Annotated in this window: 9 protein-coding genes; 4 read left to right on the forward strand and 5 right to left on the reverse strand. The window is 69.0% G+C overall.

The genetic code is table 11. The features are described from left to right. Positions 1-41: 41 nt before the first annotated feature. Positions 42-662 carry an MBL fold metallo-hydrolase gene (locus tag ACT3UL_RS18390; RefSeq protein ID WP_444579806.1) on the reverse strand — a complete coding sequence of 207 codons (621 nt, stop codon included), beginning with the start codon at positions 660-662 and terminating at the stop codon, positions 42-44. Then, a complete protein-coding gene (locus tag ACT3UL_RS18395) occupies positions 659-1,759 on the reverse strand; it encodes an S-(hydroxymethyl)mycothiol dehydrogenase (RefSeq protein ID WP_444579807.1) in 1,101 nt (366 codons plus the stop codon). Before ACT3UL_RS18395 ends, ACT3UL_RS18390 begins: the two co-directional genes overlap by 4 nt. A gap of 192 nt (positions 1,760-1,951) precedes the next feature. Between ACT3UL_RS18395 and pheS the strand changes: the two genes are divergently transcribed. From pheS to ACT3UL_RS18415, 4 genes are all read left to right on the forward strand, one after another. Then, positions 1,952-3,058, forward strand: a complete 1,107-nt coding sequence (gene pheS, locus ACT3UL_RS18400) for a phenylalanine--tRNA ligase subunit alpha (RefSeq protein ID WP_444579808.1) — start codon at positions 1,952-1,954, stop codon at positions 3,056-3,058. 1 nt (position 3,059) lies between these two features. Next, positions 3,060-5,678, forward strand: a complete 2,619-nt coding sequence (gene pheT / locus ACT3UL_RS18405; protein WP_444579810.1) for a phenylalanine--tRNA ligase subunit beta — start codon at positions 3,060-3,062, stop codon at positions 5,676-5,678. A gap of 50 nt (positions 5,679-5,728) precedes the next feature. After that, a complete protein-coding gene (locus ACT3UL_RS18410; protein WP_444579812.1) occupies positions 5,729-6,829 on the forward strand; it encodes a family 20 glycosylhydrolase in 1,101 nt (366 codons plus the stop codon). Positions 6,830-6,986: 157 nt separating this feature from the next. Beyond that, positions 6,987-7,895, forward strand: a complete 909-nt coding sequence (locus ACT3UL_RS18415) for an endo-beta-N-acetylglucosaminidase H (protein WP_444579813.1) — start codon at positions 6,987-6,989, stop codon at positions 7,893-7,895. 104 nt (positions 7,896-7,999) lie between these two features. Here ACT3UL_RS18415 and ACT3UL_RS18420 read toward each other — a convergent pair whose 3' ends face one another. The 3 genes from ACT3UL_RS18420 to ACT3UL_RS18430 all read right to left on the reverse strand — a co-directional run. After that, positions 8,000-9,754, reverse strand: a complete 1,755-nt coding sequence (locus ACT3UL_RS18420; protein WP_444579814.1) for an ABC transporter substrate-binding protein — start codon at positions 9,752-9,754, stop codon at positions 8,000-8,002. Positions 9,755-9,800: 46 nt separating this feature from the next. Next, entirely contained in the window at positions 9,801-10,898 is a 1,098-nt protein-coding gene (locus ACT3UL_RS18425) for an ABC transporter ATP-binding protein (RefSeq protein ID WP_444579816.1), read from the reverse strand. Further along, the coding region (locus ACT3UL_RS18430) for an oligopeptide/dipeptide ABC transporter ATP-binding protein (protein ID WP_444579817.1) at positions 10,895-11,154 on the reverse strand (260 nt) is incomplete at its 5' end. The genes ACT3UL_RS18430 and ACT3UL_RS18425, both read right to left, overlap by 4 nt.

The following is an 11,154-nucleotide window of genomic DNA, read 5'->3' on the forward strand; positions in this document are numbered from 1 at the left end:
GCTCGCGGGGTCGGGCCCCTCGGGACCCGACCCCGGGCCGCTCACAGCCAGTCGCCGCGAGCTGCCGCCTTCTCGGTCCCGATCGTGGTGTCCGGGCCGTGCCCCGTGTGCACGACGGTGTCGTCGGGCAGCGCGAACAGGCGTTCGCGGATCGACTCCTCGATGGTCTCGCGCGAGGAGAACGAGCGGCCGGTCGCGCCCGGGCCGCCCTGGAACAGCGTGTCTCCGCTGAACACGGCACCGAGGGCCTCGACGTAGTAGCAGGTCGAACCAGGGGAGTGGCCCGGGGTGTGGAGCGCCTCGAGGTCCACGCCGGCGATCGTGAACATGTCGCCGTCCTGCACGTCGTCATCCCACGGCAGACCACCATGGGTGAGCTGCCAGACCTCGCGGTCCGCCGGATTGAGCAGGACGGGTGCCTCGAGCTTCTCGGACAGCTCGGGGGCCATGCGCACGTGGTCGTCATGGGCATGGGTGAGCAGAATGCCCACGCACTCCCGATCGCCCACCAGCTCGAGCACGGTCTTCACCTCGTGCGGGGCGTCGAACACGACGCACTGCTCATCGTCTCCGAGCACCCACACGTTGTTCTCGACCTCGTGCGTCTCGCCGTCGAGGCTGAAGGTGCCGGAGGCGACGGCATGGGCGAGTCGCGCGGTCATCGGCCGACCTCCGCCACGGTGCGCAGGGTGTTCCCGTCGTGCAGGGCGTCCAGCGCCCCGTCGACCCCGGCGAGATCGGTGCGTCCGGTGACGAACCGATCCAGCGGGAGGCGCCCCTGGAGGAACAGGTCGATGAGATAGGGGAAGTCCCGCTCGGGCAGGCAGTCGCCGTACCAGGAGGACTTCAGCGAGCCGCCCCGGCCGAAGATGTCCAGCATCGGCAGCGTGAGCTCGACGTCCGGGCGGGGGACCCCGACCAGCACCACGCGACCGGCGAGGTCACGGGCGTAGAACGCCGTCTCGTAGGTCTGGGGGATCCCGACCGCGTCGACGACCAGATCCGCTCCGAAACCGCCGGTGAGCTCCTGGACCTTCTCGGCGACCTCCTGCGGGGAAAGGCCCTTCGTCGCGAGGGTGTGGGTGGCCCCGAGCTCCTGAGCGGCGGCGAGCTTCTTCTCGTCGACGTCGAGCCCGATGATGGTGGTCGCACCGGCGAGCTTCGCGCCGGCGATCGCCGCGCAGCCCACGCCGCCCAGGCCGATCACGGCGACGGATTCGCCGCGCTGCACCGCGCCGGTGTTGATCGAGGCGCCGATGCCGGCCATGACGCCGCAGCCCAGCAGCCCGGCGACCTCGGCCGGGGCATCCTCGGAGACCTTCGTGCACTGGCCCTCGTGGACCAGGGTCTTCCCCGCGAAGGAGCCGATGCCGAGCGCGGCGGTCAGCTCGGTGCCGTCGGCCAGGGTCATGGGCTTCGAGGCGTTGTGCGTGTCGAAGCAGTACTGGGGGACGCCCTTCGTGCAGGCGCGGCACTCGCCGCACACGGCGCGCCAGTTCAGCACGACGTAGTCGCCGACCTCCACATGGGTGACGGACTCGCCGATCACGGAGACGCGGCCGGCGGATTCATGACCCAGCAGGAAGGGGAAGTCATCGTTGATGCCGCCGTCGCGGTACGCGAGGTCGGTGTGGCACACACCGGTGGCCTCGATGTCGACGATGACGTCGTGCGGACCCGGATCGGGGATCACGATGTCGACGAGCTCGGCGGGCTGCCTGGCGGCACGGGCGACGACACCCTGGACCGTCGTGGACATGGGGGCCTCCTGACTCCTCGGGGCGAGGGTAGACGTTGTCCCCTCCAGGCTAAGCGATGTGGCGTGGATTGCCTCGTGCGGAGGTCCGTCGCCGATCCCTCCTAGAATGGTCCGCGGTGCCCTCGCTCCGGACGTCGCTCCGGCGGATGCACTCGTGACCACTCAGGACTTCTCAGGACGAAAGCGATACCCGTGTCCGACACATCCTCTGCGCCCGAGGCGCCCTCGATCGACGAGGCGGCGATCACCGCGGCGATCGATGCCGCACTCGCGGCGATCGCCGCTGCCCCCGATACCGCCGCGCTGAAGCAGGTGCGCATCGAGCACGTGGGCGATGCGAGCGTGCTGACCTCCGCGAACCGCGCCATCAAGGACCTCCCCAAGGACCAGAAGGCCGCTGCCGGAAAGCTCGTGGGCCAGGGCAAGGGCCGGGTCCAGAAGGCACTGGCCGCACGCCAGGGCGAGCTCGCGGCCGCCGAGGAGGAGGCAGCGCTCGCCGCGGAGACCGTCGACGTCACCCTCCCCACGGACCTGCGCCCCCGCGGCGCCTCCCACCCGCTGACCGTGCTCCAGGACCGCATCAACGACTTCTTCGTCGGGATCGGCTGGGAGATCGCCGAGGGCCCGGAGATCGAGTCCCAGTGGCTGAACTTCGACGCGCTCAACGCCGACCCCGAGCATCCCTCCCGCTCCCTGCAGGACACCCTGTACGTGGCGCCCGAGGGCTCGGGGATGCTGCTGCGCACGCAGACCTCCCCGGTGCAGATCCGCTCGATGCTCGAGCGCGGCGCCCCGCTGTACGTCGCCTGCCCCGGCACCGTGTACCGCGCCGACGAGATCGACGCGACGCACTCGCCGATGTTCACCCAGGTCGAGGGCCTCGCCATCGACAAGGGCCTGACCATGGCGAACCTCGTGGGCACCCTGGACGCCTTCGCCGCGCACATCTTCGGCGGGGCGCCGATCACGCGCCTGCGCCCCAACCACTTCCCCTTCACCGAGCCCAGCGCCGAGATGGACTTCCGCTGCTTCAGCTGCGGGGCCCGCGAGGGGCTCGACCACGACGCGGACCCGAACTGCCGGGTGTGCGGCGGCACCGGCTGGATCGAGATGGGCGGCTGCGGCATGGTCCACCCGAACGTGCTGCGCGCGGCCGGGGTGGACCCCGAGGAGTACCAGGGCTTCGCCTTCGGCCTCGGGATCGAGCGCATCCTCATGCTCCGCAACGGAGTGTCGGACATGCGCGACATCGTGGAGGGCGACGTCCGCTTCTCCCAGCACTACGGTACGGAGATCTGAGATGCCCCGCATTCCCCTGACCTGGCTCGCCGAGCACACCGAGCTGCCCGCCGGAACCTCCGCCCTGCAGGTCGCCACCGACCTCTCCCGCGTCGGCCTCGAGGAGGAGGCGATCTTCGGCGCCCAGGTGACCGGACCGCTCGTCGTCGGCCGCGTGCTGGAGCTCGTCAAGGAGCCCCAGAAGAACGGCAAGACGATCAACTGGGTGCGCGTGGACGTCGGCCCCGAGCACAACGAGGACCTCGACAACCCCAAGGACCCGCAGCCCGGCGAGGAGCGACCCAGCCGCGGCATCATCTGCGGCGCGCACAACTTCGTCGAGGGAGATCTCGTCGTCGTCTCCCTGCCCGGCACCGTGCTGCCCGGCGACTTCGCGATCGCTGCCCGCAAGACCTACGGCCACGTCTCCGACGGCATGATCTGCTCCGGCGACGAGCTGGGCCTGGGCGAGGACCCCACCGGCGAGGACGGCATCATCGTGCTGGGCCGCGGCCACGCCGAGGGCCTGACCGGCGAGCCCGGTGACGACGCGATCGCCCTGCTCGGCCTGGCCGACGAGGTCGTCGAGATCAACGTGACCCCGGACCGCGGATACTGCTTCTCGATGCGCGGCGTGGCCCGGGAGTACTCCCACGCCACCGGTGTCGCCTACACCGATCCGGCCTCCACCGTCGAGATCCCCTCCGCCGAGGACGGCGGGCTCGCCGTCCGGCTGCGCGACGACGCCCCCATCCGGGACGTCGAGGGCTGCTCGCGCTTCGTGGCTCTCGAGGTCCGCGGCGTGGACCCCGCTGCGCAGACCCCGCGCTGGATGGCGCGTCAGCTGACCCTGGCCGGCATGCGCCCGATCTCGCTGATCGTGGATGTCACCAACTACGTGATGCTCGACCTCGGCCAGCCGCTGCATGCGTACGATGCGGACAAGGTCGTCGCCCCGATCGTGGTGCGCCGCGCCCAGAAGGGCGAGAAGCTCACCACCCTGGACGACGTCACCCGCACGCTCGACGCCGAGGACCTGCTGATCACCGACAGCGAGGGCGGCGAGGGCGCTCGCGTGCTCGGCATCGCCGGCGTGATGGGCGGGGAGTCCACCGAGGTCTCCGAGGGCACCGCGAACATCGTGCTCGAGGCGGCGACCTTCCACCCGATCTCGGTGGCCCGCTCCGCGCGACGCCACCGTCTCCCCTCGGAGGCCTCCAAGCGCTTCGAGCGCGGCGTGGACCCGCAGCTGCCCCGCGTGGCCGCCTACCGGGCCGCCCAGCTGATCGTGGAGTACGGCGGCGGTGAGATCACGTCCCGCATCACCGACGAGGGCGGCATCGCGGGGCCCGCGGCCGCACCGATCGCGCTGCCGCTCGGCGACGCCGAGCGCGTGGTCGGCATCGCCTACACCCCGCAGCAGGTGCGGGGCAGCCTCGAGATGATCGGCTGCACCGTGGAGGACAGGGCAGACGAGGGCTCAGAGGGCACGCTCGCCGTGACCCCGCCGTCCTGGCGCCCTGACCTCGTCATCCGCGAGGATCTGATCGAGGAGATCGCTCGCCTGGTCGGCTACGAGACCATCCCCTCCGTGCTGCCCACAGCCCCCGGTGGTCGCGGCCTCACGCGCGCTCAGAGAGCTCGCCGCGCCGCGAACCGTGCACTCGCCGAGGCCGGGCTCGTCGAGGTCACCTCGTACCCGTTCGTCGGCGAGGGCATCTTCGACGCCCTGCGGTACGCGCAGGACGATGCCCGCCGTGGCGCGGTGCGCCTGCTGAACCCGCTGGCCGACGACGAACCCCTGCTGCGCACGTCGCTGCTGCAGACCCTGCTGCCCGTGGCGCGACGCAACCTCGGCCGCGGCGAGGATTCGGTGGCGATCTTCCAGCTCGGCACCACGTCCCTCTCCCGCGGAGAGGGCTCCCGCTCGCCGGTCCCCGCCGCTGCGCAGCGACCCTCCGACGCCGAGCTCGAGGCCATCCTGGGGGCGCTCCCGCTCCAGACCCGCACCCTGGCAGCCGTGGTCGGCGGCGCGTCCGGTCCGGGATCGTGGCAGGGCGAGGTCGCCCCGTGGGGCTGGGCCGACGCCTTCGACCTGGCCCGCCGGGCGGCCGCCGCCGTCGGCGCCGACCTCGAGGTGCGCCAGATCGAGCTGGCTCCCTTCCACCCCGGTCGCGCCGGCGAGCTGCGTGTGCTCACGGCCGACGGGACGAGCACGGTCATCGGCCACGCCGGTGAGCTCCACCCCGCCGTGGTCACGGAGTTCGGCCTGCCCGCGCGCACCAGCGCCCTCGAGCTCGACCTCGAGGCGCTGATCGCCTCCGCCCCGGCAGTGATCGCGGCGGCGCCGGTGCCGACGTACCCGGTGGCGAAGGAGGACTTCGCCTTCGTGGTCGACCAGAGCGTGCCGGCCGCGGCCGTCGAGGCGGCGATCGTGGTGGGCATCGGCGACCTCGCCGAGAGCGTCCACCTGTTCGATGTCTTCACCGGTGAGCAGATCGGTGAGGGGAAGAAGTCGCTCGCGTTCGCGGTGCGTCTGCGGTCCGCCGAGGCCACCCTGACCGCGGAGCAGATCGGCGCGGCGCGCTCGCGCTGCATCGCGGCGGTCGATTCGGCCGTGGGCGGCGTGCTGCGCGCGTGACCTCCCCCGACAGCGGAACGGGCCGCCGGCTCCCGACGGACCGGCGGCCCGTGCCGTCTGCGTCGGGGCCGACGGCGCCCAGCGGGCTCGGGGCCGCGGACTACCGCGGCCTGAGCCTCGACGTCGGGCGCAAGTCCTTCACCGCCGACGCCGTCGTGCAGCTCATCGGCCGGCTCGGTGAGCTGGGCTTCACCGCCCTGCACCTCCATCTCACCGAGACCCATCGTGTGGGGGTGCGGCTCCCGGGCTTCGAGGAGCTCGCGGCCGACGACGCCTGGGGCACGGAGGACGTGGCGCAGATCGTGGCCGCGGCCGAGGCGGCCGGCATCGCGCTCCTGCCCGAGATCGATCTGCCCTCCCACGCCGCGGCACTGCTCGTGGGGCGGGAGCATCTCCAGCTCGTGGATCGCCACGGCCACGTCCACGAGGACCGCCTCGACATCTCCCGGCCCGAGGCCCTCGAGCTCGCTCTCGACCTGATGGAGGCCGTCGCCGGACTGTTCCCCGGCGACGCGATCCACCTGGGCGGGGACGAGTTCTTCGCGGCGCCCTGGGAGGACGAGGACGCCCAGCACCCCGAGCGCTTCCCGAGCCTCCTCGCGCACGCCCGGTCGCTCGTGGGGCCGGCGGCGACGGCTCTGGACTCCTACGCCCTCTTCGTCAACACCCTCGCAGCTCGAGCGATCGAGCTCGACCGCACTCCGCTGCTGTGGAACGACCATGTGGTGCCTGCCTCCGACGAACCCCTCGCGCCGATCAGCACCGACGTGGTGCTCGACGTGTGGATCCGCTGGCGGGACTGGACCCCGTCGGTCGAGGATTACCTGCGTTCCGGGTATCGGGTGATCAACTCCCACGGCGACCAGCTCTACGCCGTGCTCTCCGAGGACGGGCCCTTCGCGCCCCATGGTGCGCGGCGTTTCGGCCTGCTCACCGACACCTTCTCGCCCCGACGGTTCATGGGCCTCGCTGCTGAGGACGTGCATCTCGAGGTCCCAGCCGTTTCCGCGGGAACGCCCGACCCCGTGCTCGGGGCGTCCCTGTCCGTGTGGTGCGACGTCCCGGACGTGATGGGGGAGCGGGAGCTCCTGGAGCGCCTCGACACCTGGATCGTGCCCTTCGCGCGGATCATGGCGGCCGATCGGACCTAGAGCGGCCGTGATCAGAGCGGCGGATCGCTCGTCCCGGAACAGATGGCTCGGAAGACCTGGTACTTACGCGCTCAAGTGTCTACAGTCACAGAGGTCGGGGCAACGGTGCCCCGAGCGCCCGAGGCAACCGGGCGTCATCCGCACTGGAGGTCATCGCATGGCACGCATCACTCGCAGATCCCTGCTCACAGGCGTCGGGAGTCTGGCTGTCGGAGGAGTGGGCGCGAGCCTGCTGGCTGGCCCCGCAGCTGCAGAGCCGGTTCGCCGAGGGGGCCGGATCGCCTCGGTCGCCTACATCGAGGTCAATGACAATTCCCTGCTGAACGTCGGTCAGTACACGCTGGAGGACGGCAGTCCTGCCTTCGACATCGCCGTGATCTTCGCGGCGAACATCAACTACGACGGTGAACGGGCGTACCTGCACCTCAACGAGAACGTCCAGCACCTGCTGGACAACGTGGATACCTATGTCAGGCCACTGCAGGAGAAGGGGATCAAGGTCGTCCTCTCGATCCTCGGCAACCATCAGGGTGCCGGCTTCGCGAACTTCCCCGATGCTCGGGCGGCCGACCGGTTCGCCCGCGAGGTGACGACACTCGTGCGCCGCTACGGTCTTGACGGGGTGGACCTCGATGACGAGTGGTCGGAGTACGGGAAGAACGGCACAGGCCTGCCCAACGACTTCTCCTTCGTCGCCTTCGTGGCGTCGCTGCGCAAGCGACTTCCGAACCGTCTGATCACGTTCTATGTGATCGGACCGTCTGCCGAACACCAGGAGTTCGAGGGGCGGCGCGTGGGCGACCTGGTCGACTACGCCTGGAACCCCTACTACGGGAGCTTTCGAGACTTCTCCGTCCCGGGTCTGCCCCGTTCCCAGTACGGGGCGGCCGCAGTCGACCTCGGCTCGAGCGCCACCTCACCGGAACTGGTCCGTGAGTTCGCCCAGAGGACGGCTGACGGCGGCTATGGGGCGTTCGTGACGTATCAGCTCCAGACCGGAGACCAGTCCGAGATCGTCTCTGCCATGACGGAACCCCTCTACGGCAGCGCATCGCACGTCAGCTGACCCACCGACGCCGCGTCAGAGCCCGCAACACAGGACGCACAGCATGGGTACACAGGCCAGGACCGGACCTCCGCGGTCGGAGGTCCGGTCCTGGCCTGCGGTGATCAGGACGACGGGGTGAAGTCCGCGATCGTCTGGATCATGTTGTTGTAGCCGTCAACACGCGGGAAGTAGTCGATCTCCGACGCTTCGGCGAGCCCCGACCACTTCATGGTCGAGAACATCCCACCGGCGCCGTTGGACTGGACCGGAATGTACGGAGCATCGTCAGCGACCGCCTGCTGCAGGACCTGGCAGTGCTCGATGATCGCGTCGACCTGATCGGGCGGTGTCGTCGTGATTGCCAGCAGAGCATCGTTGGCCGCATCGGGCATCTCCCAGCGACCGTAGTTGCCATCCGCGACCTCGTCGCCGATGTCGTAGATCTTCGTATGCCGGTACATGGTGAACGCCTGGTAGGCGCCACCCGCGGCATTCGTGGTCCAGAGCGACAGCTCGTAGTCACCCTTCGCCTGCGCAGGACCGAAGACATCGGGCGGGAGCGGCGTGAACGCGATGGACAGTCCGAGGTTGGTGGACCACTGGTCCACCACGATCGGCATCGTCGTCATCTCGGCGGGATTGTCGTTCTGGATGTGCAGCTTCAGCGGATATTCCTTGCCATCCTTCTCCAGGTTGCCCTGGTCGTTGACGGTCCATCCCGCATCTGCGAGTTCCTTCTTCGCCGCCTCGACATCAGGAGTCATGGGGTTCTTGAACTCGTCCTTGAGCATCGCTTCATAGATGCCGGTGTCGAGTCCGCTGACTGACGGAACCGTGTACGCGATACCGGCTGCGTCGGCGACGATCCCCATGTCGACGGCCGAGCGCAGTGCTCGACGCACGGCGGGGTCCTGCGTCGGCCCCTTGTGGGTGGCCATGATGATCCCGCGGGTGGAACCGTCCGGATAATAGAAGTACCCGTTGTGGTCCTCCATCGTCACGAAGTTCGTGACGACTCCCGGTGCGCCGCCCTGCGACCAGTCGACATCACCCTGGGTGATCTGGGACTCGATATTGCCGGCGGTGCCGGAGGGAACGAGGTGGACCTCCTTGAGGTCCGGGCTGACATCGCCCCAGTAGTCGTCGCGGATCTCGACCTCGATCTGCTGGCCGGCGAACTTCTTGAGCCGACCTGGACCCGTCCCCACCGGGGACTTGTCCTGGTAGTTCTGACGGTCGAGGTCCTTGTAGATGTGCTCCGGGTAGATCGGGAAGTACAGGGACAGGGGGAGGTCCTCGGTGTACTGCGGCTCGTTGTAGGTGACGACGACCGTCGTCTCGTCCGGGGTCTCGATGGGCTTGACGAGCCACGGCAGGTTGCCGTCCTCATCGGGCTCGGTACCAGGCTCCTCGAAGATGAAGCCGTAGGTGAAGGCAACATCTTTCGACGTGAACTTCTCTCCGTCATTCCAGGTGACGTCGTCGCGCAGCGTGTACGTGGCGACCTTGCCTCCCTCGGTGTACTCGACCTCCTTCCCGAGGTTCGGGACCAGTGCGGAGCCGTCCGTCGAAGAGATCCGGAAGAGGGTCTCCCAGAAAAGCGCATTGCCGGGGGCCGAATCACCGCCGCCGAAGACGTTGAAGTTCTCCGGGAACACGTTGGAGGTCGCCACGACGGCACCGACGCGCAAGATGCCGTCGTTGTCGATCGTGCCTTCTGTGGAGCGAGGGCCTGAGCCACCGCTGTCAGAGGCACCGCTGCCCCCACCGCCGGTCTTCCCTCCGCAGGCTGCCAGGGTGGCCGCGGTGATCGCCGCGGCACCCATGCCGAGCACTGATCGGCGATCGAACGACGTATGCGTCAAACGCTGAGACATGGAACTACTCCTTCATTGCAGTATCCGTGAGTTTCCGGGATCGGTGTCACGACTGCCGCTCGTACTCTGCGGCGTTCTCCGCCTGCCAGCACTGCACCGAATGGGCGTCCTGCGTGCTGCGGAACAGGGGGAGGTCTTGGGAGGTGCACTTCGGCATGGCCACAGGGCACCTGTCCGCGAACCGGCAGCCTCTGATGTCCGACGAATTGTCGACCGGGCGCGATTCAGCGATGGGCTCGTGCGTCAGCTTGCCGGAACCCTTGAATCGTGCCGGGTCGGGGGCCGCGCTGAGCAGGAGTTTCGTGTACGGGTGGAGGGGCGAGGAGATGATGCTCTCCGTCGGGCCTTCCTCGATGATCTTGCCGCCGTACATGACATGGATGCGATCAGAGAGGTAACGGGCGCTCGCGATGTCGTGCGTGATGTAGAGGACCGCGATCTTCTCCGACTCCCGAAGATCCTTCAGCAGGTTCAGCACGTCGAGCCGGATCGAGGCGTCGAGCATCGACGTCGGTTCGTCGGCGAGGATCACGTCCGGATCCACGGCAAGTGCTCGGGCGATCGCGATCCGCTGGCGCTGACCTCCGGAGAGGTCGGTGGGATACCTGTCCAGGTACCGCGAGGACGGCGTCATGTTCGCCTTCTCGAGCAGATCCGCGGTGCGCTCCGTGTTCTCGGACCTGCTCAGACGGGGGAAATGGATCTTCACGACGCGGGAGATGATCGTCCGGACCTTCTTCAGCCCGTTCAGCGAGGCGAAGGGATCCTGGTAGATCAGCTGCACATTGCGGTAGTACGCCCGTTCGGCGCGGCCTCCGCGCACGTGGATCGGCTTTCCCTTGTACAGGATTTCGCCGTGGGTCGGCTTGTAGATCAGAGCGAAGAGCCGCGCGATCGTGGTCTTGCCGGATCCGGACTCTCCGACGAGGGAGCTGATCTGCCCGGGGTAGAGCGTGAGGTCGACGCCGTCCAGTGCCCGGATCGTCACCGGGCGCCCCGCGCTGTCGGTCCCGGGGAAGTGCACATGGACATTGCGCGCTTCCAGGACCGGCACCGCCGTCTCGTCCGGCGTGTTCCGAGTGCTGGGTGCTACGGCGTCCGCGGGAGCGGCCGAGGCAGGAGAGCGGCGTGCGGACGTGCTCATCGGTGGTCTCCCTCTTCCTGGTCGTCGGCTGCCTTGCTCTGCTCGGACAGCTCTGTCTCGCTGAGTTCTCCGTTGCTGCGGAAACAGGCGCTGCGCCCCTGCGGGATGTCACGGAGCTCGGGTATGCGCTGATGGCAGATCGGCATCGCCGAACCGCATCGTGGCGCAAAGGCGCAACCGGGCGGGAGGTCCAACAGATCCGGGGGAGAGCCCGCAATGCCCGAGAGCCGGCGCACCGGTTCGGAGAGTGGCGGGA

The organism is Brachybacterium sp. 107 (genome assembly GCF_052379725.1).
Classification (GTDB): Bacteria; Actinomycetota; Actinomycetes; order Actinomycetales; family Dermabacteraceae; genus Brachybacterium.